The organism is Cellulomonas sp. JH27-2 (assembly GCF_014837175.1).
GTDB lineage: Bacteria > Actinomycetota > Actinomycetes > Actinomycetales > Cellulomonadaceae > Cellulomonas.
Genome location: NZ_JACYFR010000001.1, coordinates 332063 through 356030 on the forward strand (window position 1 = coordinate 332063; position 23968 = coordinate 356030).

The following is a 23968-nucleotide window of genomic DNA, read 5'->3' on the forward strand; positions in this document are numbered from 1 at the left end:
TGCGCCAAGGGTCAGAGCGGCAGGGGCTCACCCGTCAGCCGCTCGTACGCCTCCAGGTAGCGGGCGCGGGTGCGCTCGACGACGTCCGCGGGCAGCTCGGGCGGCGGCACGTCCGACGCCCGGTCCCAGCCCGACGCCGCCGACGTGAGCCAGTCGCGCACGAACTGCTTGTCGAAGCTGGCCTGCGCGCGGCCGGGCTGCCACTCGTCGGCCGGCCAGAAGCGCGACGAGTCCGGCGTCAGGACCTCGTCACCCAGGGTGACCTCGCCCGTCACGGGGTCCGTGCCGAACTCGAGCTTGGTGTCGGCCAGGATCACGCCGCGCTCACGCGCGATCGCCTCGGCCCGCGCGTAGACGCGCAGGGTCAGGTCGCGCAGGGTGGCCGCCGGCTCGTCGCCGATGGTCGCCGCGACGGTCGAGAACGGCACGTTCTCGTCGTGGTCGCCCAGCTCGGCCTTGGTGGCGGGCGTGAAGATGGGCTCCGGCAGGCGGGAGCCGTCGACGAGCCCGGCAGGCAGCTCGATACCGGTCACCGTCCCGTCCACGCGGTACTCGGCCAGGCCGGAGCCGGTCAGGTAGCCACGGGCGACGCACTCCACCGGGAACATCGCCAGGCGCCGGCAGATCATCGCGCGCCCGGCCACGGGCTCCGGGACGTCCGTCGAGACGACGTGGTTGGGGACGATGTCGGCGAGCTGCGAGAACCACCACAGGCTGAGCTGCGTCAGCACCACGCCCTTGTCGGGGACGCCGGGGCTGAGCACGTTGTCGTAGGCCGAGACGCGGTCGCTGGCGACGACGAGCACCACGTCGCCGTGCTCCGCGACGATCGCGCGGCCCGCGTCGCTGTCGTCGGGCGCGTACAGGTCGCGGACCTTGCCCGAGTACGTGTGGGTCCAGCCGGTCAGGTCCGTGGTCGTGGAGGTCACGGGCCTAGTGTGCCCGCTCGACGGCGATCACAGGAGGTCGTTCCCGCCTTCGAGACCCTCCGGGATCGGCAGGCCGACCAGCCGCACCAGCCGCAGAGCCGTCTCCTCGACGAACGTGTCCTCGGGCTCGTCGACGTGCTCGGCCGCCATCAGCCGCCGCACGTGCTTGGCCTCCACGTCCACGGCGCCCACCAGCAGCGCCCACTCCGCGAACGCCTCCGCCTCGGCGGCCAGGTCCACCGGCTCGCTCTCGGCCGGGTCGTCGAAGAAGTCGCGCGGCTGGAAGCCCAGGTAGAACCGGCCCAGCCCCTCGGGCGCCGGGCGGTAGTCGATCGTCGCGATGTCGCCGTCCTGGACCTCCACGGTCAGGCTCGGCTCCGCACCGGCGTCACCGCCCCACGCGCCGCCGCCGTACACGAACGTCTTGCTGCTCATGGCAGTGATCCTGCCGCATCCCCGCCGGGCGCGGCAGGCGTGGTGCTGCCAGAGTCGAGACCGTGAGCGCTCCCCTTCTGATCGTGCTCGGCGGCCTGCCCGGCTCCGGCAAGACGACGCTCGCGCGCGGGCTGGCGATCGCGCTCGGCGCCTCGCACGTGCGGATCGACACCATCGAGCAGGCGCTGCTGCGCTCGTCGTTGCGACCCGCGCGGGCCGCGGAAGCGGGTTACGGCATCGGGATGGCGGTGGCGACCGACGATCTCCGCGTCGGGCGGGTCGTGGTGGCGGACGCTGTGAACGCGGTCTACGAGGCCCGTGCGGGCTGGCTCACGGCCGCGGAGGGCGCGGCCTGCGTCGAGGTCTGGCTGACGTGCTCGGACGCCGACGAGCACCGCGCGCGCGTCGAGTCCCGCGAGGCGGACATCCCGGGCCATCGGCAGCCGACGTGGGCCGACACGACCGGCATCGAGGTCGACCCGTGGCCGGGCGCGCACCTGGTCGACACCGCGGGGCGTGCACCGTCCGACGTCCTCGCCGAGGTGCTGGCGATCGTCGGGCAGCACCGCCCGTGACATCCACCGGGGCGCGTGCTGCGCGGCGAGGCGGGCCGGTCAGCCCTGCGCAGCCGCCAGCGCGATGTCGGAACGGTGGTGCGAGCCGGGCAGCGTGATGCGCTCGACGCCGGCATACGCGGCGGCGCGGGCGGCAGCCAGGTCGGCGCCCGTCCCGACGACGGACAGCACGCGACCGCCGGCCGACGTCAGCACCCCGTCGACGCTCGACGTGCCGGCGTGCAGGACGTGGACGTCCGCCAGCTCGTCGGCCTCCGCGACCCCCGTGATCGGGTCGCCGGACCGCGGCGCCTCCGGGTAGCCGTGCGAGGCGACGACCACCGTGACGGCCGCGTCGTCGCTCCACTCCAGGGGCGGCAGCGCGCCGAGGCCGCCGGTCGCGGCCGCGAGCAGCACGCCTGCCAGGGGCGTCTGCAGCCGGGCCAGGACCACCTGCGTCTCAGGGTCGCCGAAGCGCGCGTTGAACTCGACGACCTTCACACCCTTGCTCGTCAGCGCGAGGCCGACGTAGAGGACGCCGACGAACGGCGTGCCGCGGCGGGCCATCTCGGCGATCGTCGGGCGGGCGACGCGGTCCAGCACCTCGTCGACCAAGCCGTCGGGCGCCCACGGCAGCGGCGAGTACGCCCCCATGCCGCCGGTGTTGGGGCCCTCGTCGCCGTCGCGCACGCGCTTGAAGTCCTGCGCCGGCACCAGGGGCAACACGTCGACGCCGTCGGACAGCACGAACAGCGAGACCTCGGGGCCGTCCAGGAACTCCTCGACCACCACCCGCCCGCCGGTCACCTTCTCCAGGCAGGAGTGCGCGTGCTCGAGAGCGGCCGCCCGGTCGTCGGTCACCACGACGCCCTTGCCCGCGGCGAGGCCGTCGTCCTTCACCACGTAGGTGGGGCCGAACTCGTCGAGCGCGGCGGCGACCTCGTCGAGCGTCGTCGCGACGCGCGGCGCCGCCGTCGGGACACCGGCAGCCGCCATGACCTCCTTGGCGAACGCCTTGGAGCCCTCGAGCCGGGCGGCCTGCCCGGACGGGCCGAACACCGCGATGCCCGCCTCGGCGACGTGGTCCGCGACGCCCGCGACCAGCGGCGCCTCCGGGCCGACCACGACGAGGTCGACGCCGAGCGTGCGCGCGAGGTCCGCGACCGCGGGCCCGTCGAGAGGGTTCACCTGGTGCAGCGTGGCGAGGGCCCCGATCCCGGGGTTTCCCGGCGCCGCGTGCAACTCGGTCACCGCGGGGTCCAGCGACAGCGATCGGACGAGGGCGTGCTCGCGGGCGCCGGTCCCGACGACGAGGATCTTCACGCCCCGACCCTACCGACCGCCACCGGCGCCGGCGCAGCCCGTCTCACCACCCGCCCGGCCCACGGGAGGAGGTCAGCCCAGCAGGTCGTGGCGGACGATCGTCGCCTCGCGGCCCGGGCCGACGCCGATGGCGCTGATCCGCGTGCCGCTGATCTCCTCCAGGCGCAGCAGGTAGCGCTGGGCCGCGTCGGGCAGGTCGTCGAACTCCCGCGCGCCGGTGATGTCCTCGCTCCACCCGTCCAGGTACTCGTAGACAGGCTTGGCGTGGTGGAAATCGGTCTGGTCCAAGGGCATCTCGTCGAACCGCTGCCCGTCCACGTCGTAGGCGACGCACACGGGGATGCGGTCTCGGCCGGTCAGCACGTCCAGCTTGGTCAGGACGATGTCCGTCATGCCGTTGACGCGCGACGCGTACCGCGAGACCACCGAGTCGTACCAGCCGGTGCGGCGCGGGCGGCCCGTGGTGGTGCCGAACTCGCCGCCGGTCTGACGCAGCCACTCGCCGTCGTCGTCGAGCAGCTCGGTGGGGAACGGTCCCTCGCCCACGCGCGTCGTGTAGGCCTTCGCGACGCCGACGACCCGGTCGATCCTCGTCGGCCCGACGCCCGAACCCGTGCACGCGCCGCCCGCGGTGGCGGACGACGACGTCACGAACGGGTAGGTGCCGTGGTCGACGTCGAGCATCGTGGCCTGGCCGGCCTCGAAGACGAGCGTCTTGCCCTCGTCGAGCGCGGTGTTGAGCACCAGCGGCGTGTCCGCGACGAACGGCTTGAGCCGGTCCGCGTGCCGCAGCAGGTCCTCGACGGTCTCCTCGACCGTGATCGCGCGGCGGTTGTAGACCTTCACCAGCAGGTGGTTCTTCTGGTCGAGGGCGCCCTCGACCTTCTCGCGCAGGATCTTCTCGTCGAACAGGTCCTGGATGCGGATGCCGACGCGGTTGATCTTGTCGCTGTACGCGGGGCCGATGCCGCGGCCCGTGGTGCCGATGCGGCGCTTGCCGAGGAACCGCTCGGTGACCTTGTCGAGCGTGCGGTTGTAGGGCGCGATGACGTGCGCGGCCGACGAGACGAGCAGGCGCGAGGTGTCCACGCCGCGGGCCTCGAGCGCGTCGATCTCCTCGAACAGCACCTCGATGTCGATGACGACGCCGTTGCCGATCACGGGCACGACGCCCGGCGACAGGATGCCGGACGGCAGCAGGTGCAGCGCGTACTTCTCGCCGCCGACGACCACGGTGTGGCCGGCGTTGTTGCCGCCGTTGAACTTCACGACGTACTCGATGCGCGACCCGAGCTGGTCGGTCGCCTTGCCCTTGCCCTCGTCGCCCCACTGGACGCCGAGCACCACGACGGCGGGCATCTGATCACCACTCCCACGGCTGCCTGCGGTTCGGTTCCCGGTCTCGAGACCTCAGCACGGGCGGCAGTGACCCGGTACCAGCAGAGGCTACCCGATGGTCAAAGAACGGTCATGTCCCGTTCCACCGCTGCGGTGTCCGCCCGCACCGGCGTCCACCCGCGCTCAGCGCAGCGCGGCGACCTCGGTGACCGACGTCCCGGAGTCGGCGAGGAACTTCTCGCACCGGTCCGCCTCGTCCTGCTCGCCGATCGCCTCGGCTGCCTCCGCGAGCGCGAGCAGCGCGCGCAGGAACCCCTGGTTGGGCTCGTGCTGCGCCGGGATCGGACCCTGCCCGCGCCAGCCCGCGCGGCGCAGCGCGTCCAGTCCGCGGTGGTAGCCGGTGCGGGCGTAGGCGTAGGCGGCGACCGGGTCGCCGACGTCCGCGAGCGACTTCTCCGCGAGCAGCGCCCAGACGATCGAGGCCGCCGGGGCGGCGGCGACGGAGTCGGCGAGCGACGCCCCGCCTGCCAGCGCCGCGCGGGCGTCGGCGTCGGGTCCGTCGGCGGGCAGGAGCGTGGGCGCGGGGCCGTCCAGGAGGTTCTCGTGGCTCATGTCCCCAGTCTGGCCCACGCGCGGCGAGTTGCCTCGGTCATATGATCACCCGCGCGTGCAGATGCGCGCGGCTGCTCGTCGGCCTACAGTCATCCCGCCCGACCCCACGGACAACAGGTACCCCATGATCGAGATCTCCGCCTCGCCCACGACGACCACCATCGTCATCTCGGGCGACCTGGACCTCGCCGAGCGCGACCAGTTCCCCGAGGTCGCCGCCCGGGTCGTCGGCCTGCGCCGGCAGCTCGTCGTCGTCGACATGTGCCGCGTGACCTTCATGGACTCCACCGGCGCGGCGTTCCTCATCTCGCTCGCCGACGCCGGCCGCAAGCGCGGCGGTGCGACGGTCCTGCGTGGCGCGAATCCTCGCGAGCTGTTCGTCATCGAGGTCTGCGGGGCCATGGACCTGTTCCGCGTCGACCCCGACCACCGGTGCGAGAGCGTCGAGTCGAGCTGACTCCCGGCCTCGAGCTGCGTCGAGCGCTGTCGCTCAGCGCTTCCCCGCCGGCGGCAGGTCACCCGGCCGCACCTTCGCCCACACCAGCTTGCCTCGTGACGACGGCCGCCAGCCCCAGTCGGACAGCCGCTCGACGATCTTGATCCCGAAGCCGCCCACGCGACCCGGGTGCCCGTCGGTCGCGATGGGCGGCGCCGGGTTGCCGTCCTCGACCTCGATGCGCAGGCCGTCGCCCGTGTCGTAGAGCTGCAGCGACACGTGCCCGTAGCCGTGCAGCACGGCGTTCGCGACGAGCTCGGAGACCACCAGCTCGGCGTTCGCGGCGTTGGGCATGTCCCACGCGTGGCACGTGCGCACGACGGCGTGCCGCGCGCGGCCGATCGACGCCGGCTCGCTGGGCAGCGACCAGCGCCGCCGCCGCGGGCTGCGGCCGCGTTCCACCTGGTCACGCGGGTCGGGCACGCGCACGACGACCACCGCGACGTCGTCCTCCGGGTGGTCCGCGAGCTTGGACAGGATCTCCTCGCCGATGCCCGCGGAGTCGCGGGCGGTGACGGCGCCGACGACGGCCGTGAGTGCGTCGATCCCTTCGCGCAGCCCCCGGTCGCGGCGCTCGATCAGGCCGTCGGTGTAGTAGACGAGCACGTCGCCAGGACGCAGGTCGACGCTCTCCGTCGTCCGCCCGCCGCCGCCGAACCCGATGAGGGGGCCGCCGCCGTCGAGCAGCGCCGAGACCGCCCCGTCGCGGACGTGCAGCACGGGCAGGTGCCCGGCGCGCGAGTACTCCAGCCGCCAGCGGCTCTCCGAACGGCTCAGCGTCGACAGGACCAGCCCTGCGCTGCGCGGGATCCGCATGCCCGCCACCAGCTGGTCCACGCGTTCGAGCACCGGCCCGGGCACGGTGATGTCGTACGCGTAGGACCGCACGACGGACCGCAGCTGCCCCATCGCCGCGGCGGCCTCCACGTCGTGCCCGACGACGTCGCCGATCACCACGCCCACCACGTCGGGCGAGATCTGCAGGACGTCGTACCAGTCGCCGCCCACCTGCACGTTCTCGGCGTTCGGCGCGTAGTAGGTCCACACGTCGAGCCCGTCGACGTCCGCCTGCTGCGGCAGCATCGCGCGCTGCAGCGTCTCCGCCAGCCGGTGCTCGCGGTCGTAGAGCCGTGCGTTGTCGATCACCAGGCCGACGCGCCTGGCCGTGAGCTCCAGCACCGTGCGGTCGCTCTGCTCGAGTGCGTCCAGGCCGTGGCCCGCGCGCGGGATGACGACCAGCAGCCCCAGGACGCGCCGCCGTCCCGAGACCGGGAAGACGAGCGCCGGCCCGTCGATGGTCGCGTGCGTCAGGACGTGGCCCGCCAGCCAGCGCGACGCCGACGCGGGCGGGTAGTCACCGTGCAGGGCCAGCTCGACCGGCCGGTCCTTGATGCCGTCGAGCAGCAGCTGGACCGCGTCGGGGCCGGGCGACCGGTCGGTGAGGCCGTCGTCGGGCGGCCCGACGGTCAGCCCTGTCGTCCCGTGCCGCTGGCCCTTGCCCGACGGTGGCCGGCTGGCGTCCATCCCCTCGGCCGCACGCAGCCCGCCGTCGTTGACGTAGAACGACGCCCAGCCGACGATCGCGTGCCGCAGCAACGCCGCGATCTCGTGCAGCGGCGTCACTCGGTCGTCGACGTCCATGAGCATGTCCGAGACCTGCGCGACGATCCCCAGGCTCCGCCGCTCGCGCCGCTCGGCCTCGACCAGGGCCGCCTGCGCGGCCTCGTGCGTCAGCCGCTCGGTCAGGTCCTGCAGCGCGGCCACCCAGTGCGTGGCCGTCCCGTCCGGCGCGACGACGGGCGAGAACTGGACGCGGCACGGGTAGACCGAGCCGTCGGCCCGACGCAGGGACAGCGTCTGCGCGACGGTGCGCTGCTCGCGGACCGCCTCCCGCACCGCCCGCATCGCCGCCGGTCGGCGCGCCCCGGGCGGGAGCGCATCGCGCTGGTGCTGACGCGCCGCCGCGGCGTCGTACCCTGTGCTTGCCTGGAATGCACGGTTCACCCACACCACGGGGAGGTGGGGGTCGGTACCATCCAGGAGTGCGATCGGCACGGCGAGCTCGCGAAGCGCCTGGTCGAGCACGTCCGGTCCCACCTCGGGAAGTTCAGGCACGTCGAAGGGGGCGTCGATGTTGACCATCACCACCTCCGATCGTCTACCGTGCCGCACAGGCGCAACGTCGAGCAGTCGGCGTCGTCTCCAGCGGAAGGAACGCCGTGCGCGACGGTAACAGCACCACCCCCGACGAGTCTGCCGACGTGGCTGGCAACGGCAGTGCGGGCGAACCCGGCGCCGTCCAGGTCATCGTCGGTGCGGAGAGCACGCGCATCGTGCTGTCGGGAGAGGTCGACGCCGACCTCGCTGCCGAGCTGCAGGAAGCCACCGCGGAGGCCGAGCACCTCGGTCTGCCGATCGAGGTCGACGCGCACCACGTGACGTTCATGGACTCGTCGGGTGTGGCCTTCCTGGCTCGCCTGTCCATCCGTTCCCAGCACCGTGTCCGCCTACTCCGTGTCCCGCCCACCGTGCGGTTCCTGCTCGAGGTCACGCGCATCGGTGAGCTGCTCGACGTCGTCGACGGCGACGACGGGCGGGAGTTCCAGCCCGTCGGCGACAGCACCGACGCGTCCTGACCTTCTTCGTCGACCTTCGACGAAGGCCCCGGCGATCGCTCGCCGGGGCCTTCGTCGTCAGGCGTCAGAGCTTATGGCCGGCCGACCGCAGCTGCTGGCACGCCTCGACGATGCGCTGGGCCATGCCCGCCTCGGCGAGCTTCCCCCAGGCGCGCGGGTCGTACGCCTTCTTGTTGCCGACCTCGCCGTCGATCTTCAGGACGCCGTCGTAGTTGCCGAACATGTGGCCGACGACCGGACGCGTGAACGCGTACTGCGTGTCGGTGTCGATGTTCATCTTGATGACGCCGTTGTCGACCGCCTCGGAGATCTCCTCGGCCGTCGAGCCCGAGCCGCCGTGGAAGACCAGATCGAACGGGTTCGCCTTGCCGATCTCGTCGCCGACCTTCTTCTGGATGTCCGCGAGGATCGACGGGCGCAGCTTGACCGCACCCGGCTTGTAGACGCCGTGCACGTTGCCGAACGTCAGGGCGGTCAGGTAGCGCCCCTTCTCGCCGGCACCCAGCGCCTTGACCGTGGCCAGGCCGTCCTCGGGCGTCGTGTACAGCTTGTCGTTGATCTCGGCCGTGTGGCCGTCCTCCTCGCCACCGACCACGCCGACCTCGATCTCGAGGATCGTGCGCGCGGCCTGCGAGAGCTCGAGCAGCTCGGCCGCGATGACGAGGTTCTCGTCGAGCGGGATGTTGGAGCCGTCGAACATGTGCGACTGGAACGTCGGGTTCTTGCCGGCCTTGACCTGCTCGGCCTCGATCGCCAGTAGCGGGCGGACCCAGCTGTCCAGGTTCTGCTTGGTGCAGTGGTCGGTGTGGATCGCGACCGTGATGCCGTAGCCCTTGGCGACCTCGGCGGCGTAGGCGGCGAGCGCGAGGCTGCCGGCGACGCGGTCCTTGATCGTCGAGCCGGCGGCGTACTCCGCGCCACCGACCGAGACCTGGATGATGCCGTCCGACTCCGCCTCGGCGAAGCCCTGCAGCGCGGCGGTGACGGTCTGCGACGACGTGATGTTCACGGCCGGGTAGGCGAACTTGCCCGCCTTCGCGCGGTCGATCATCTCGGCGTACACCTCGGGGGTGGCGATGGCCATCTGCTCACATCTCCTGCGGCTAGTGGGGTGGTTTCCGATCAGAGTTTGCCACTACCAAGCGATACCCCGCCCAGGACGTCCTTCCCATGGACGCCTCGCGTCAGGGCGCCGCGTGCTGCGCGATCCAGGCGTGCATCGCGATCGCCGCGGCCGCGCTCGCGTTGATGGAGCGGGTCGAGCCGAACTGGGCGATGTGCAGGGTGTCGGTCGCCGCGGCGCGCACCTCGTCGGACAGACCCACCGACTCCTGGCCGAACACCAGCACGCACGCCCGCGGCAGCGGGTAACCCTCGAGCGGGACCGAGCCCGGCAGGTTGTCGATGCCCAGGACGGGCAGGTCGTTGTCGCCGGCCCACGCCACCAGCTCCGCCACCGTCGGATGATGGCGAACGTGCTGGTAGCGGTCGGTGACCATGGCGCCGCGCCGGTTCCACCGCTTGCGGCCGACGATGTGCACCTCCGCCGCCAGGAACGCGTTGGCCGTGCGGACCACCGAGCCGATGTTGAGGTCGTGCTGCCAGTTCTCGATCGCGACGTGGAACGGGTGCCGGCGCGTGTCGAGGTCCGCGACGATCGCCTCCAGCGTCCAGTACCGGTACCGGTCGACCACGTTGCGGCGGTCGCCGGCCGCCAGCAGCTCGGGGTCGTACCGCTCGTCGGCCTCGCCGTCCGCACGCCTGGGCCACGCCTCCGGCCCACCGGGCCACGGCCCGACCCCGACGTCCTCCGCGTGCGACGCGTTGTGGTCGGCGGCCGCTGGCTCATCCTTCGTCACGCGGTGCACGGTAACCGTCGACCGCATCAGCAACCAGCCGCACCTGTGACAGGTGGGGCCACTGCGACACTTGCCGACCCCGCGGGTTCACTTCCGTCACAAGCGCGGCTGGGTCCTGTGCGCACCGAGTCCTCACAGGCGGTCCGGGGCCGGTTCACATCCGGGCCCGTAGGCTGACGCCATGCTCTCGACGACACTTGCCGCCGGGCCGGTCCACGCCCTGGGACCCGACTTCCTCAACGCCGATCACCTGATCAGCTCGTTCGGGACGTGGGCGCTCGTCGGCATCGCGGTCGTGGTGTTCATCGAGACCGGCCTGCTGTTCCCGTTCCTGCCCGGCGACTCGCTGCTGTTCACCGCGGGCGCCCTGGTGGCGCAGGGGACGCTGAACCTCAACATCTGGTGGCTGACGCTCATCATGTTCGTCGCCGCCTTCGCCGGCGACCAGTGCGCGTTCCTCATCGGCCGCAAGCTCGGTCCGAAGGTCTTCAACAAGCCCGACTCACGCTTCTTCAAGAAGAAGTACATCGACGACACGTACGCCTACTTCGACAAGTACGGCGGCCGGACCATCGTCATCGCCCGCTTCGTGCCGATCATCCGCACGTACGCGCCCGTCGCCGCCGGCGTGGGCGGGATGCGCTACCGGCACTTCGTCGGCTTCAACGCGATCGGCGCGCTGCTGTGGGGCGTCGGGGTGACGTGGCTCGGCTACGCGCTGGGCAACATCGGCTTCATCAAGGACAACATCGAGCTGCTGCTGGTCGCGGTGGTCGCGGTCTCCGTGATCCCGATCGGCGTCGAGCTGCTGCGGGCCCGTCGCAAGGCGAAGGCGGGCGAGTCGCTCGAGGAGCCGCGCGACGAGCGGTACGACGAGCCCGCCGAACGAGCCGAGGTCGAGAGGAAGGCGTTCGACGCATGACCCGCGAGATCCGCTCCTGGCTGTCCGACATGGACGGCGTCCTGGTCCACGAGGGCACCGCGCTGCCGGGCGCGGCCGACTTCGTGCGCGCGCTGCGGGAGGCCGAGCGCCCGTTCCTGGTGCTGACCAACAACTCGATCTTCACGCCGCGCGACCTGCGCGCGCGGCTCGCGGCGTCGGGCATCGACCTGCCCGAGGAGGCCATCTGGACCTCCGCGATGGCGACCGCCCAGTTCCTCACGGACCAGATGCCGGGCGGTTCCGCCTACGTCATCGGGGAGGCCGGGCTGACGACCGCCCTGTACGAGGCCGGCTACACGCTGACGGCCGCGCAGCCGGACTTCGTCGTCCTCGGCGAGACCCGCACCTACTCGTTCGAGGCGATCACGCAGGCCATCCGCCTGATCCAGGCGGGTGCGCGCTTCATCTGCACGAACCCCGACGTGACCGGGCCGTCCGCGGACGGCGACCTGCCCGCGACGGGCGCGGTCGCGGCGATGATCCGCGCCGCGACCGGGCGCGACCCCTACTTCGTCGGGAAGCCCAACCCGATGATGATCCGCTCCGCCCTCAACCGAATCGACGCGCACTCCGAGACGACCGCGATGGTCGGCGACCGGATGGACACCGACGTCGTCGCCGGGATCGAGGCCGGCCTGCGGACGTTCCTGGTGCTGTCCGGCTCGACCCGCGCGGTCGACATCGAACGCTTCCCGTTCCGCCCCAGCGAGGTGCTGGACTCGGTCGCGGACCTGGTGTCGCGGGTCTAGTCCTCAGTCGAGCCCGAGGTCGGCCAGGCTGAACAGGTAGTGGTACGGCACGCCGAGGGCCTCGATCTTGGCCTGGGCACCCGTGGCGCGGTCGACGATCACCGCGACACCCAGCACCTCGGCGCCGGCCTCGCGCGCAGCCTCGACGGCGGCGATCGGCGAACCACCCGTCGTCGACGTGTCCTCGAGCACCACGACCTTGCGCCCCGCGATGTCCGGGCCCTCGATGCGGCGCTGCATGCCGTGCGCCTTGGCCTCCTTGCGGACGACGAACGCGTCGAGGTCCTGCCCGCGGCTGGCAGCGGCGTGCAGCAGGGACGTGGCGACCGGGTCGGCGCCGAGGGTCAGGCCGCCGACCGCGTCGATCTCGGCGGTCCCCAGCCCGACCTCCTCGAGCCGGTCCAGCAGCAGGTGCCCGATCAGCGGCGCCGCGCGGTGGTGCAGCGTGACGCGGCGCAGGTCCACGTAGTAGTCGGCCTCACGGCCCGACGAGAGCGTGACCTTGCCGTGCACCACGGCGAGATCCTTGATGAGGGCGAGCAACTGCTCGCGGGGCGTCGGGGAGAGCGTCTCGGTCACGGGGTCAGGCTACCGGCGCCGACCGACACGCGAAGGCCTCGCCCACGGCGTCCCACGGACTCCACCCGTGAACCAGTCGATCGCACCTGCATCAGCAGGTTGCGAGGGAATGCATCATCACCGACCCGACTGATCCCCGGGCGGCGTCACTCAGCCGCGACGGGCCCGTCGGGCCGTTCCAGCGCCTTGCGATAGCGCCCGACGGCCCGCACCGCCGAGCGCGGCGCGAGGCGCGCCAGCGCCGAGACGGCCCGGTACCGCACGCTGGGCGTCGAGATGACGACGCCGCGGCGGACGTCGGCCAGCGCAGTCGCCACCACACTCTCCGCGTTCAGCCACGCGAACTCCGGGTATGCGCTGGTGTCGATGTCGCCGCGCTCGTGGAACTCGGTGTGCACGAAGCCCGGGCACAGCGCGGTCGCGGTCACGCCGGTGTCCTTGAGCTCGACCGCGAGCCCCTCCGTGAAGCTGCGCACCCACGCCTTGTGCGCGCAGTACGTGCCCGACGCGAGCAGCGCCGCGACCGACGCGACGTTGAGGATCGCACCACGCCCGCGCGCAACCATCGACTCCGCCGCCGCCTGCGACAGAACCATCACCGCCCGCACCATGACGTCGAGCGCGGCCTCCTCCGCGGCAAGGTCTCCCCCGACGAACCGCTGATTCAGCCCCAGCCCCGCGTTGTTCACCAGCAGGCCGACGGGGTCGTCGTCCTGCCGCAGGCGCTGCGCGACGCGCTCCACGTCCTCGCGCTTGCTCAGGTCGGCGACGAGCACCTCCGCATGAACCCCTGCCGCCGCCTCGAGCTGCCCGGCGAGGCGCATCAGCCGCTCCTCGTCACGCGCCACCAGCACCAGGTCGTGCTTGGCCGTGGCCAGCTGCCACGCGAACTCCAGTCCCAGGCCGGCGCTCGCGCCGGTGACGAGTGCTGTCCCCATGCCGGCCAGCCTATGCGCGCCGCCTGCCTGCAGCCGGGCCGCCGGTCGCGGGTTGTCCACAGATTCGTGAGATCCCCCTCCGCGGACCGCCCGTTTTGGGTAGGTTCACGGCCATGCGTAGGGGAACTCTGGCGGTACTCGCCACCGCAACAGCGGCGGCATGGGCGCTCTCCGGCTGCACCGACGACGCCGAGCCGAAGCCACTCCCGAGTCTCTCGGGCGTCGCGAGCGCTTCGCCTGTCCCGTCGGCCAGCTCGAGCAACGACGTGACCGAATCGCCGTCGCCAACGACCGCTGCGCCATCGAGCAACGCCTCCGAACCTGAACCGTCCGAGGGCCTGCAAGAGCTATCAAAGCCGACGCTCCCCAAGGACTTGAGCGACGAAGGAAAAGACGGAGCAATAGCTGCGGCGGAGTATTTTCTTAGCTTGTATCCTTACGCACTCTCGTCCACCTCGAAGAGCGAGTTTGCAAGCATGTCCGACCCTTCCTGCGAGTTTTGCTCGTCCGTAATCGCAGACGTTGAGGCCAGAAAGAAGGCCAAGACTCACGAAATCGGCGGCTCGATGACCTTCCGGAACTCCACGGTGGCCGCGTCATCGGAAGGCTCGTACCTGGTGCTCCTCACAGCGCGCCAGCAACCATCGCAGACTGTCACCGCGAGCGGAGCGGTTGTTAAGGACTTCCCGCGAACGACCGACAACGACGCAACGATCGTTGTCCACCGAGCGAGGAACAGGTGGTTCGTTCGAGAAGTCAGCGTCGACAACATTCGTGACGCATGAGAGTTGGCTACGCAGTGGTCGCCGCATTCTGTGCGACACTAGTCTGCTCACCCGCGAGTGCGGATGAATTTGGAGGAAGGGCCCAAGGAAATTCCGTCGAGACCTACGGGAAAGACGCCGAGAGCAATATGCAGAGGGCGCTCTCGGTCCCTCCAGAAATGCGCCTTGAGGATTACCGCCGCGCCCCTGGCTGCGAAATGGCACGCGGCAATGCCGATCAACGCCAATACGCCACGTCGCTCAACGGCGACTGCCCTGACGGGACAGAGGCGGTCACCCAGTGTGAAGACGGTCCTGCACTCGCGCCGCTCTGGCATCGTACGCGCGCGACGCCATCGTCGGAGTGGTCCGCCTGGGCCCTCGCCGCATGGTCGTCGTGCCCCGAGGATCTGTTCGCGCTCACCATCGACGACTTCAAGCGGCTACCGCTCGAGAAGCCAGCGCTGACCGTGCAACCCGACCGTGGCTGGGTGCTGGTGAACAAGGAGACGATCGTCTATACGGAGGACGTCACGCAGAAGCTGGACACCGAGGTGCTGGGCCAGAAGATCGAGGTGGAGGCCGAACCAGCGTCGTGGACGTGGTCGTGGGGCGACCGCTCGAAGAGCCTGACGACGAAGAAGGCCGGCAAGCCGTACCCGAACCAGCAGCTCTGGCACGTCTACGAGAAGCTCGGCACTGGCCAGGTCACGGTGGCAGCAACCTGGGAAGGGCGCTGGCGCCTGGCCGGCCACACCACTTGGCACGACGTCATCGGCACCGCCGAGACCACCGCCACCTCCGACCCGTTCGAGATCCGCGAGCTCCGCTCACGCCTCGTCGCGCCCGGCACCGACGGATAGCACAAACGAATCCCGACCCCATACCATCGTGGGATGAGCACGCAGATCACCGTCCGACTCCCCGACGACCTCGTGTCGATGGTCGACACGCTCGTCAGCAGCGGGCGTGCTCGCAGCCGTGCATCGGTCGTCGAGCGCGCACTCGAGAGGGAGCTTCGACGCGAGCTCGCGGCGCGCGACGTCGCGATCCTGCAGGGCCGCATGCCCGACGACGGCATGGACGCGCTGGCCGCCTGGGCTCAAAGCAGGTCGATCGACTGATGCGCCCGATTCACGTCGCCGCGCTCGACAAGTCGCGTCCCGTCGTCGTGCTGACGCGCGAGACCGTCCGACCGCACCTGAAGAACGTGACCGTCGCACCGGTGACGAGCACGATCCGCGGACTGTCGACCGAGGTCTTCGTCAGCCCCGCCAACGGGCTCGACCACGACGGCGTGATCAGCCTCGACAACATCACGACTATTCCGGTCGATGCTCTGGGGCGGCAGATCGGGTTCCTGCTGCCGGACCAGGAGTCGGCGCTGGCTCGCGGCATCGCCATCGCGTTCGACCTCGAAGGCTGAGCAGGGGACCGCGGCGCAGCCGCCTCTGGTTGTCCCCAGGCGCCGCAGCACGATGTCGGTGTCGGCTCGTAGGGTTGGGCGCGTGCAGCTGACAGACGGTCCCGACGAGGCGTTCGACTGGGGTCCCCCGGAGGAGCCCCCGTTCGACCCTGAGTACGACGCCGCGCCACCGGACGCGTGGGAGTCGTCGGCCGGTGGCGCGCGGCAGGCGGCGCCGACGAGCACGTTCGACCGCGCGCGCGAGACCGCCGCAGGCGCCGGCCTGCCCGCGCAGCGGCCCGCACCGAAGCCCTCGGTTGCCGACGACGGCGAGCACCCTGCCCCCGTCGACGTCCTCAAGAACGTCTGGGGCTACGACGCGTTCCGCGGCGACCAGGCTGAGATCGTCGACACGATCGTCAGCGGCGGCGACGCGCTCGTCCTCATGCCCACGGGCGGCGGCAAGTCGCTGTGCTACCAGGTTCCCGCGCTGGTCAGGAGCGGTACCGGCGTGGTCATCTCACCCCTCATCGCGCTGATGCAGGACCAGGTCGACGCGCTGTCGGCACTCGGCGTCCGGGCCGGGTTCCTCAACTCGACGCAGGACTATGCCCAGCGGCGCGCGGTCGAGGACGCGTACGCGGCCGGCGAGCTGGACCTGCTGTACCTGGCGCCCGAGCGCCTCAGGAGCCGCGAGACCGCTGACTTCCTCGACAGCGGCACGATCGCGCTCTTCGCGATCGACGAGGCCCACTGCGTGAGCCAGTGGGGCCACGACTTCCGCCCCGACTATCTGCAGCTGAGCATGCTGCACGAGCGCTGGCCGGACGTGCCGCGCATCGCGCTGACGGCGACAGCCACCGACGCAACGCATCAGGAGATCGCCCAGCGCCTTCAGCTGCAAGACGCCAAGCACTTCGTCGCCAGCTTCGACCGCCCCAACATCCAGTACCGCATCGCCCCCAAGGACAACCCGCGGCAGCAGCTCCTGACGCTGATCCGGGAAGAGCACGACGGCGACGCCGGGATCGTGTACTGCCTGAGCCGCAACTCGGTGGAGCAGACGGCGGACTTCCTCGTCGGGCAGGGCATCACCGCCCTGCCGTACCACGCGGGGCTGGACCGTCAGGTCCGCGCGCGGAACCAGGCACGGTTCCTCCGGGAGGACGGTGTCGTCATGGTCGCGACGATCGCGTTCGGGATGGGCATCGACAAGCCCGACGTCCGCTTCGTCGCGCACCTGGACCTGCCGAAGTCGGTCGAGGGCTACTACCAGGAGACCGGCCGCGCGGGCCGCGACGGGCTTCCGTCCACCGCGTGGCTCGCCTACGGCCTGCCCGACGTCGTCCAGCAGCGCCGCATGATCGACACGTCCGAGGGCGACGCCGCCCACAAGCGGCGGCTCACGCAGCACCTCGACGCGATGCTGGCACTGTGCGAGACGGTCACGTGCCGCCGCCAGCAGCTGCTCAACTACTTCGGCCAGGCCAGCGAGCCGTGCGGCAACTGCGACACCTGCCTGACGCCGCCGGACGCGTGGGACGGGACGACCGCGGCGCAGAAGCTGCTCTCGACCGTGGTCCGGCTCGAGCAGCGCGGCCAGCGCTACGGAGCCGGCCATCTGGTCGACATCCTGCGCGGGAAGGTGACCCCGCGGGTCAGCCAGCTGGGCCACCAGGACCTGTCGACGTTCGGCATCGGCGAGGACCTCTCGGACGCCGAGTGGAGGGGTGTGGTCCGCCAGCTGCTCGCTGCGGAGCTGCTGGGCGTCGACTCCGACGGGTACGGCACGCTGCGGCTCACGCCCGAGTCGTCGGCCGTGCTGCGTGGCGAACGCCAGGTGATGCTGCGCCGGGAGCAGGCACGGCCGGCGAGGGAGCGCAACACCCGCACGGCGAAGCCCCAGGCCGACCTCGACGACAACGCCGCCGACCTGTTCGAGAAGCTGCGCGCGTGGCGCGCGACGGCCGCCAAGGAGCAGGGCGTCCCCGCGTACGTCGTGTTCCACGACGCCACGCTGCGCGACATCGCCGTGAACCGCCCAGGTTCGCTCGACGAGCTGGGCAGCATCAGCGGGATCGGCGCCACCAAGCTGGACCGCTACGGCCCGGGCGTCCTCGCGGCCCTGGCGGGCTGAGCATGCACGACGCGCAGATCCGCCAGGTCGTCGGCGGCGGCGCGTACGCGCGAGGGCTGGAGTACGCGCGACGAGGCATGGTCATCTCTTCGACCTGGAGCGCTGACGGGCGGATGCTCACGGGCATCGTGCGTGGGTCGGGCCGTAGTCCGTACCGCGTGTTCGTCGAGCTCGCGGCCAGCGGGAACGTCATCGACACCTCTTGCACGTGCCCCGTCGGCGACTACTGCAAGCACGTCGCCGCGCTGCTGCTGTCCGACGCCGAGCACGGCGTAACCAGCCAGCCGGCGTGGGAGCTGCAGCTCGCGGGTGCCCTCGGCTCGCCGTTGGCGATCAAGCCCGCGCCTGACCTGGGCATGGAGCTCGAGGTCCTGCTCGACGACTACGCCGAGAAGCCCGTCCGCCTCCGTGCCCGGCCCGTGTACCGCGCGGCCAGCGGCAAGTGGGCCCGCAAGGTCTCCTGGGAGATGCTGACCCGCGGCTACGCCGAGCACTACGACGCGCGCCAGGTCGCGGCGCTGGCGGCGGTGCATCGGCTCACGGGCTCGACGAGCGGCTACTACTCGCCGTCGTCGGCGTGGATCTGGCTCGACACGGCCGGGTCGGGCCTGTGGACCGCCCTCACCGACGCGCGCCGGGCCGGTGTCGCCGTCCTCGCCGCGGGCACGGACACCGACGTCACGCTGCACGACGAGCAGGCTCACGCCTCCCTCGACCTGCACGCGGGGTCAGACGGCGCGATCGAGGGGCGCCCGCTCGTCGTGCTCGACGGCCGCGCACTGACCGAGTACACGCTGCTCGGCGAACCCGACGCGACCGGCATCTTCTGGTGGGACGGCGACGGGCCGCGCGCGTCTCCCCTGCACCTGGCCCGGTTCGACACCGCGCTCTCCAGCGGCGCCGCGGCGCTCGTCGGCCCCGGCCACCCCCTGCTCGTCCCGGCCGACGACGCCCCGCGCTTCCTGCACCGCTACTACCCGCGCCTGACGGCGCTGCTGGAGGTCACGTCCCGCGACGGCAGCGTCGACGCCCCCGCGCTGCCCACCCCGACGCTGGTCCTGACGCTCGATCCGGGGCCGGAACACGCGGTGACGTCGCGCTGGACCTGGGAGTACCGGTCCGACGACGGGCGCGTCGTGGAGCAGCGAGGTGTGCGTGACCTGCGCCTCGACCCGCAGGCGTACCGCGCTCCGGCAGACGAGGCGCGCATCCAGTCGGCCGCCGCCCAGGTCGCCGGCCTGCTCGTCGACAATGCCGGCAACCTGCTGGACCGGACGGTGGGCGGCTGGCAGACCGTCGACCTGGTCGCCGACGTCCTGCCCGCGCTGCGCGAGCTGCCCGACGTCGAGGTCCGCGTCGACGGTGAGCTGCCCGACTACCGCGAGGCGGAGCACGAACCGCAGGTCACGGTCACGCCCGGCCCGTCGACGGACCGCACCGACTGGTTCGACCTGGCGGTCACGGTCGAGGTCGACGGCCGCGACGTCATGATCGCGACGCTCGTCGCAGCCCTCGCCGCAGGGCAGACGCGACTGCTGCTGCCCGACGGGCTGTGGGTGCGGATCGACACCCCGGCGCTCGAGGCGCTGCGGGCGCTGATCGAGGAGTCGCGCGGCCTCGCGGACCGGCGCGGCATCGGCGTCGGGCGGCTGCAGGTCAACGCGTGGGACGAGCTCGAGGCGTTGGGCGTCGTCGTGACGCAGGCCGACGAGTGGCGACGCGCCGTCTCGGAGGTGCGCCTGCTCGAGGAGCCGCCCCAGAACGGCGACGTGCCCGCCGCGGTCGGTGCCGAGCTGCGGCCCTACCAGCGCGCGGGCTACGCGTGGCTCGCCCACCTGCACGGCTCGGGACTGGGCGGGATCCTGGCCGACGACATGGGCCTGGGCAAGACGCTGCAGGTCCTGACCCTGGCCGCGCGGGTCCACGCACTCGACACGCGCACGGCCCGCGAGCAGCCGCCGTTGCTCGTCGTCGCGCCGACGTCCGTCGTCGGCGCCTGGGCGGGCGAGGCCGCCAAGTTCGTGCCCGGCCTGCGCGTCGTGACCATCGACCGCACGGCCGCCAAGCGCGGGACGGCGCTCGCGGACCTGGCCGCCGACGCTGACGTGGTCGTCACGTCCTACGCCCTGTTCCGGATCGAGCACGACGACTACACCGCACTGCCGTGGTCCGTCCTGGTGCTCGACGAGGCGCAGACCGTCAAGAACCACACGTCACGCACCTACGCCTGCGCCCGCACGCTCGACGTGCCGATGAAGCTGGCGATCACCGGAACGCCGCTCGAGAACACGGTCATGGAGCTGTGGGCGATCCTCGGGATCGTCGCGCCCGGCCTGCTCCCGCCGCTGCAGAAGTTCACCGAGCAGTACCGCTACCCGATCGAGCGCAACCACGACGCATCACGGCTCGCACAGCTGCGCCGTCGCATCCGCCCGCTGGTCCTGCGTCGCACCAAGGAGTCCGTGGCCGACGACCTGCCGCCGCGGATCGAGCAGGTCGTCGACATCGACCTGGCTCCCGCCCACCGCGTCGTCTACGACCGCCACCTGCAGCGCGAGCGTCAGAAGGTGCTGGGTCTGCTGGCCGAGATGGAGGGCAACCGGTTCGAGATCTTCCGGTCGCTGACGCTGCTGCGCCGCCTGGCGCTCGACCCGTCGCTCGTCGACCCCGACCACGCCCGCGTGCCCGCATCCAAGCTCGACGTGCTGGAGACGATGCTCGACGAGATCGTCACGGACGGTCACCGCGTGCTCGTGTTCTCCCAGTTCACGGGCGTCCTGGACCGGGTGCGGACCCGGCTCGACGGCCGCTCGGTCGCCTACTCCTACCTGGACGGCACGACGACACGCCGGGCTGCCGTCATCGACGACTTCCGCACCGGCACCAACCCGGTGTTCCTCATCAGCCTCAAGGCCGGCGGCGTCGGCCTGACCCTCACCGAGGCCGACTACGTCATCGTCCTCGACCCCTGGTGGAACCCGGCCGTCGAGGCGCAGGCCGTCGACCGCGCCCACCGCATCGGTCAGAAGAAGAACGTCATGGTCTACCGCCTGGTCGCCACGGGCACCATCGAGGAGAAGGTCATGGCCCTCAAGGCCAGCAAGTCCCGGCTCTTCGACGCGATCATGGGCGGAGGCGAGCTGTCCAACGCCCGCCTGACGGCCGACGACATCCGAGCCCTCCTGGGCGCCGAACCCGCCTGACCCCGGTCACCCCTGGTGGTGCGTGCCGTCCACGGCGTAGGGCTCGATGGCGGCGATCTCGTCGTCGGTCAGCGCGGGGGCGGACAGGGCGGCGACGTTCGTCTCGAGCTGCTTCACGGACGACGCCCCGATCAGCGCCGACGTCACGCGCGAGTCGCGCAGCACCCACGACAACGCGAGCTGCGCGAGCGACTGGCCGCGGGCCTCGGCGATGGTGTTCAGCGCCCGGGCCCGCGACAGGTACGTCTCGGAGATCGACGACGCAGACAGGAACCGCCCCTCGGCGGCGCGGGACCCCTCCGGCACCGACCCGGACAGGTACCGGTCGGAGAGGAGCCCCTGCTGCAGCGGCGAGAACACGATGGTCCCGACGCCCAGGTCGCCGACGGCGGACAGGAGCGACTCCGACTCCCCCTCGGCGACGTTCTCGACGTGCCGGTTGAACATCGAGTACGACGGCTGGTGGATGAGCAGCGGCGTCCCGAGGTCAGCCAGGATCGCCGCGGCCGCCCGGGTCTGGGACGCCGAGTAGTTGGAGATGCCCACGTACAGCGCCCGACCGCTGGTCACGGCGGTGTGCAGAGCGCCCATCGTCTCCTCGAGCGGCGTCTCGGGGTCCATGCGGTGGTGGTAGAAGACGTCGACGTAGTCGAGCCCGAGCCGCGCCAGCGACGCGTCGAGCGACGAGAGCAGGTACTTGCGCGACCCGCCGTCACCGTAGGGGCCGTCCCACATGCCGTAGCCGGCCTTCGTCGAGATGATCAGCTCGTCGCGGTAGGGCCGCAGCTCGGAGGCCAGCAGCGCACCGAAGTTCGACTCTGCTGAGCCGGCCGGCGGGCCGTAGTTGTTGGCCAGGTCGAAGTGGGTCACGCCCAGGTCGAACGCGCGACGGACCACGGCGCGCTGGGTGTCGAGCCCGTTGGCGCCGCCGAAGTTGTGCCACAGCCCGAGCGAGACCCCGGGCAGCCGGAGCCCGGATCGGCCGACGCGGCGGTAGTCCATCGTGGCGTAACGGTCGTCGGCAGCGAGGTAGGGCACGGGTCCTCCGGGAAGCTCAAGTGGGTACGTCCCACCGTAACCGCCCGCACCGACACCACCGTCCCGCCAGGTCGCCGGAGCCAGGGATGATGGACCCGTGCTGCACATCGTCTTCTTCGAGCCCCGCATCCCCGGCAACACGGGCAGCGCGATCCGTCTGTCCGCAGGGACGGGCGCCGCGCTGCACCTGGTCGAACCGCTGGGCTTCGACCTGTCCGAGGCAAAGCTCAAGCGCGCGGGCCTGGACTACCACGACCTCGCACACGTCGAGGTCCACCCGGACTGGGCCGCGCTCAAGACCCGCCTCGACGGCCGGCGCGTGTTCGCGTTCACCACGCAGGGCACGCGCGCGTACACGGACGTGGCGTACGCCGACGAGGACGTGCTGCTGTTCGGCCCCGAGCCGACCGGCCTGCCCCCGGAGGTCCTCGCCGACCCGTGGCTCACCGACCAGCTCCGCATCCCCATGGTCCCGGGCCGCCGCTCGATGAACCTCACCAACGCCGCGGCGGTCGCGGCCTACGAGGCGTGGCGTCAGCTGGGGTTCCCGGGTTCCGTCTAGGGCTCGAGGCGTCCGACGAGCGCGATCTCCCGATCGCCGAACCTCACGTTGACGTCCCCGTCGATGGTCACCGAAGCCCCCTCGACACGCACGCGCACCGTGAACCCGTGCGGCTCGCCGAGCACTCTCACAGTCAGGTCGTAACCGCCCACGGTCCACGCACCGGCCGCCACGACCTCCCGGTCGAACGGCTTGCCGACGCGCACCACTCCCGCCCGCCACGTGGATCGGCCCACGGCGATGTGCACGGTCGCATCGTCCAGCTCGACGACGAGGTCGTCAGCGTCCGCCCCGGCCGTCAGCACCACTACCCGCACGCCCCAGCGGTTCGGCTCGACCTCGACCCGCCGGCCGTCGATCGTCGCGCAGGTCGCTTCGGCGCCCGACGAAGCCTCCACGCGGCTCGACGCATCCGGCGCACGCACCGGCTTCGGCAGCGGCACCGCGAGGCGGGCGATCCGGGCGAGCAGAGCCCCGTGCGCCGCGTCGTCGGGCGGCAGCGACTCCCCCACCGCGGGCGCGAGGTGCTCCCACAGAGCGGGCAGCTCCCCGTTCACGACCATCGCGCCGGTCGTCGCGACGACGAGGTCGAGGTCCGGCACGACGATGCAGTACTGCCCGAACGCGCCGTACGCGCGGTAGTCGCCGTGGCTGCCGCGCCAGAACTGGTACCCGTACCCGGTCGACCAGGCGCTCTCCTCGCGCACCCCGATCGGCACGTGCCGCGCGGTCGCCTCCGCGGCCCAGCCGACGGGCAGCACCTGCCGCCCCGCCCAGACACCGTCCTGCAGGTAGAGCTGCCCGAAGATCGCGAGGTCCTCGGTGGTCATCGACATCCCGGACCCGCCGTCGTCGATGCCCTGCACCGACTGCTCGGACGTCGCACCCTCGATGCCCAGCGGTTCCAGCAGGCGAGGACGCAGGTAGTCCAGGACACGCAGGCCGCTGACGCGCTGCACCACCGACGACAGCAGGTAGGTGGCCGCGGTGTTGTACGCGAAGTGGGTACCGGGCTCGTGCTCGACGGGCTCGGCGAGGATCGCGCGCGCCCAGTCGGGCTGCCGGTAGGCGCGTTCGCTCGCCCCCTCGGGGTGGCCGGTCGTCATGGTCAGCAGGTGCCGCAGCCGCATCCGCCGCAGGTTCGCGGAGGGGTCGACCGGAGCCTCGTCCCGGAGGTGGTCCAGCACGAGGTCGTCGAGATCCAGCAGGCCCTCGGCGCGCGCGAAGCCGACGGCCGTCGCCGTCACGCTCTTGCTCACCGAGTAGACCAGGTGCGGCCGGTCCGACGAGTACGGCGCCGCCCATCCCTCTGCGATCACGTGCCCGTGCCGCACCACCATGAACGAGTGCAGCTCCCCGTCGATCGCGTCGAGCATCGCGGCGACGGCGGCCGACGACACGCCTTGCGCCTCGGGCGCCGACCGCGGCAGACGACGGGCACCAGGCATGCCGGCCATCATGGCATGCG

At 71.6% G+C, this 23968-nt stretch carries 24 protein-coding genes; 12 read left to right on the forward strand and 12 right to left on the reverse strand.

The features are described 5' to 3' along the window. Positions 1-11: 11 nt before the first annotated feature. Entirely contained in the window at positions 12-929 is a 918-nt protein-coding gene (locus IC607_RS01575) for a phosphoribosylaminoimidazolesuccinocarboxamide synthase (protein WP_191785236.1), read from the reverse strand. 27 nt (positions 930-956) lie between these two features. Then, positions 957-1364, reverse strand: coding sequence for a hypothetical protein (locus IC607_RS01580; protein ID WP_191785237.1), 408 nt, complete (start codon positions 1362-1364; stop codon positions 957-959). 62 nt (positions 1365-1426) lie between these two features. Here IC607_RS01580 and IC607_RS01585 point away from each other — a divergent pair, with 62 nt between their 5' ends. Then, positions 1427-1939 carry an AAA family ATPase gene (locus IC607_RS01585; protein ID WP_191785238.1) on the forward strand — a complete coding sequence of 171 codons (513 nt, stop codon included), beginning with the start codon at positions 1427-1429 and terminating at the stop codon, positions 1937-1939. 39 nt (positions 1940-1978) lie between these two features. On the opposite strand, the gene purD is transcribed toward IC607_RS01585, so the two are convergent. From purD to IC607_RS01600, 3 genes are all read right to left on the reverse strand, one after another. Next, the gene (gene purD, locus IC607_RS01590; protein ID WP_191785239.1) at positions 1979-3241 is read right to left on the reverse strand and encodes a phosphoribosylamine--glycine ligase; all 1263 of its coding nucleotides are present in this window, start codon (positions 3239-3241) and stop codon (positions 1979-1981) included. 72 nt (positions 3242-3313) lie between these two features. Then, positions 3314-4600 carry an adenylosuccinate synthase gene (locus IC607_RS01595; RefSeq protein ID WP_191785240.1) on the reverse strand — a complete coding sequence of 429 codons (1287 nt, stop codon included), beginning with the start codon at positions 4598-4600 and terminating at the stop codon, positions 3314-3316. 162 nt (positions 4601-4762) lie between these two features. After that, positions 4763-5191: a DUF3151 domain-containing protein gene (locus tag IC607_RS01600; RefSeq protein WP_191785241.1), complete on the reverse strand. Its 429-nt coding sequence runs from the start codon at positions 5189-5191 to the stop codon at positions 4763-4765. Positions 5192-5315: 124 nt separating this feature from the next. On the opposite strand from IC607_RS01600, the gene IC607_RS01605 reads away from it, so the two are divergent. Continuing rightward, positions 5316-5648, forward strand: a complete 333-nt coding sequence (locus IC607_RS01605; protein WP_191785242.1) for an STAS domain-containing protein — start codon at positions 5316-5318, stop codon at positions 5646-5648. A 33-nt stretch (positions 5649-5681) separates the two neighbouring features. On the opposite strand, the gene IC607_RS01610 is transcribed toward IC607_RS01605, so the two are convergent. Then, complete coding sequence (locus tag IC607_RS01610) at positions 5682-7829, reverse strand: SpoIIE family protein phosphatase (protein ID WP_191785243.1); 2148 nt, start codon at positions 7827-7829, stop codon at positions 5682-5684. A gap of 77 nt (positions 7830-7906) precedes the next feature. Between IC607_RS01610 and IC607_RS01615 the strand changes: the two genes are divergently transcribed. Next, a complete protein-coding gene (locus IC607_RS01615) occupies positions 7907-8323 on the forward strand; it encodes an STAS domain-containing protein (RefSeq protein ID WP_370525944.1) in 417 nt (138 codons plus the stop codon). Positions 8324-8387: 64 nt separating this feature from the next. Here the strand turns inward: IC607_RS01615 and fbaA are convergent, their stop codons facing one another. Together fbaA and IC607_RS01625 are read right to left on the reverse strand one after the other, a co-directional pair. Beyond that, positions 8388-9407 (reverse strand): class II fructose-bisphosphate aldolase, encoded by a 1020-nt coding sequence (fbaA, locus tag IC607_RS01620; protein WP_191785244.1) that lies wholly within the window; start codon positions 9405-9407, stop codon positions 8388-8390. Positions 9408-9507: 100 nt separating this feature from the next. Then, the gene (locus tag IC607_RS01625; protein WP_370525945.1) at positions 9508-10182 is read right to left on the reverse strand and encodes a TrmH family RNA methyltransferase; all 675 of its coding nucleotides are present in this window, start codon (positions 10180-10182) and stop codon (positions 9508-9510) included. Positions 10183-10363: 181 nt separating this feature from the next. Here IC607_RS01625 and IC607_RS01630 point away from each other — a divergent pair, with 181 nt between their 5' ends. Beyond that, a complete protein-coding gene (locus tag IC607_RS01630) occupies positions 10364-11104 on the forward strand; it encodes a VTT domain-containing protein (protein WP_191785246.1) in 741 nt (246 codons plus the stop codon). Then, positions 11101-11874 (forward strand): HAD-IIA family hydrolase, encoded by a 774-nt coding sequence (locus tag IC607_RS01635; RefSeq protein ID WP_191785247.1) that lies wholly within the window; start codon positions 11101-11103, stop codon positions 11872-11874. The genes IC607_RS01630 and IC607_RS01635 overlap by 4 nt, the downstream gene beginning before the upstream one ends. Positions 11875-11877: 3 nt before the next feature. On the opposite strand, the gene pyrE is transcribed toward IC607_RS01635, so the two are convergent. Next, positions 11878-12453, reverse strand: coding sequence for an orotate phosphoribosyltransferase (pyrE, locus tag IC607_RS01640; RefSeq protein WP_191785248.1), 576 nt, complete (start codon positions 12451-12453; stop codon positions 11878-11880). 146 nt (positions 12454-12599) lie between these two features. Beyond that, a complete protein-coding gene (locus IC607_RS01645) occupies positions 12600-13391 on the reverse strand; it encodes an SDR family oxidoreductase (protein ID WP_191785249.1) in 792 nt (263 codons plus the stop codon). Positions 13392-13504: 113 nt separating this feature from the next. On the opposite strand from IC607_RS01645, the gene IC607_RS01650 reads away from it, so the two are divergent. From IC607_RS01650 to IC607_RS01675, 6 genes are all read left to right on the forward strand, one after another. Continuing rightward, positions 13505-14176, forward strand: coding sequence for a DUF6318 family protein (locus IC607_RS01650; protein WP_191785250.1), 672 nt, complete (start codon positions 13505-13507; stop codon positions 14174-14176). 158 nt (positions 14177-14334) lie between these two features. Further along, positions 14335-15018: a hypothetical protein gene (locus IC607_RS01655; protein WP_191785251.1), complete on the forward strand. Its 684-nt coding sequence runs from the start codon at positions 14335-14337 to the stop codon at positions 15016-15018. Positions 15019-15051: 33 nt separating this feature from the next. Then, a complete protein-coding gene (locus IC607_RS01660; protein WP_191785252.1) occupies positions 15052-15279 on the forward strand; it encodes a ribbon-helix-helix domain-containing protein in 228 nt (75 codons plus the stop codon). Then, positions 15279-15581, forward strand: a complete 303-nt coding sequence (locus tag IC607_RS01665; RefSeq protein ID WP_191785253.1) for a type II toxin-antitoxin system PemK/MazF family toxin — start codon at positions 15279-15281, stop codon at positions 15579-15581. Before IC607_RS01660 ends, IC607_RS01665 begins: the two co-directional genes overlap by 1 nt. 82 nt (positions 15582-15663) lie before the next feature. Then, positions 15664-17697, forward strand: coding sequence for a DNA helicase RecQ (gene recQ, locus IC607_RS01670; RefSeq protein WP_370525946.1), 2034 nt, complete (start codon positions 15664-15666; stop codon positions 17695-17697). A gap of 2 nt (positions 17698-17699) precedes the next feature. Then, positions 17700-20900, forward strand: a complete 3201-nt coding sequence (locus IC607_RS01675; RefSeq protein ID WP_191785255.1) for a DEAD/DEAH box helicase — start codon at positions 17700-17702, stop codon at positions 20898-20900. Between the two features lie 6 nt (positions 20901-20906). Here IC607_RS01675 and IC607_RS01680 read toward each other — a convergent pair whose 3' ends face one another. Continuing rightward, positions 20907-21902, reverse strand: coding sequence for an aldo/keto reductase (locus tag IC607_RS01680; RefSeq protein WP_225224409.1), 996 nt, complete (start codon positions 21900-21902; stop codon positions 20907-20909). A 133-nt stretch (positions 21903-22035) separates the two neighbouring features. Here IC607_RS01680 and IC607_RS01685 point away from each other — a divergent pair, with 133 nt between their 5' ends. Then, the gene (locus tag IC607_RS01685) at positions 22036-22500 is read left to right on the forward strand and encodes a tRNA (cytidine(34)-2'-O)-methyltransferase (RefSeq protein ID WP_191785257.1); all 465 of its coding nucleotides are present in this window, start codon (positions 22036-22038) and stop codon (positions 22498-22500) included. Here the strand turns inward: IC607_RS01685 and IC607_RS01690 are convergent. After that, positions 22497-23948, reverse strand: coding sequence for a serine hydrolase (locus IC607_RS01690; RefSeq protein ID WP_191785258.1), 1452 nt, complete (start codon positions 23946-23948; stop codon positions 22497-22499). The genes IC607_RS01685 and IC607_RS01690 overlap by 4 nt on opposite strands. Positions 23949-23968 lie beyond the last annotated feature (20 nt).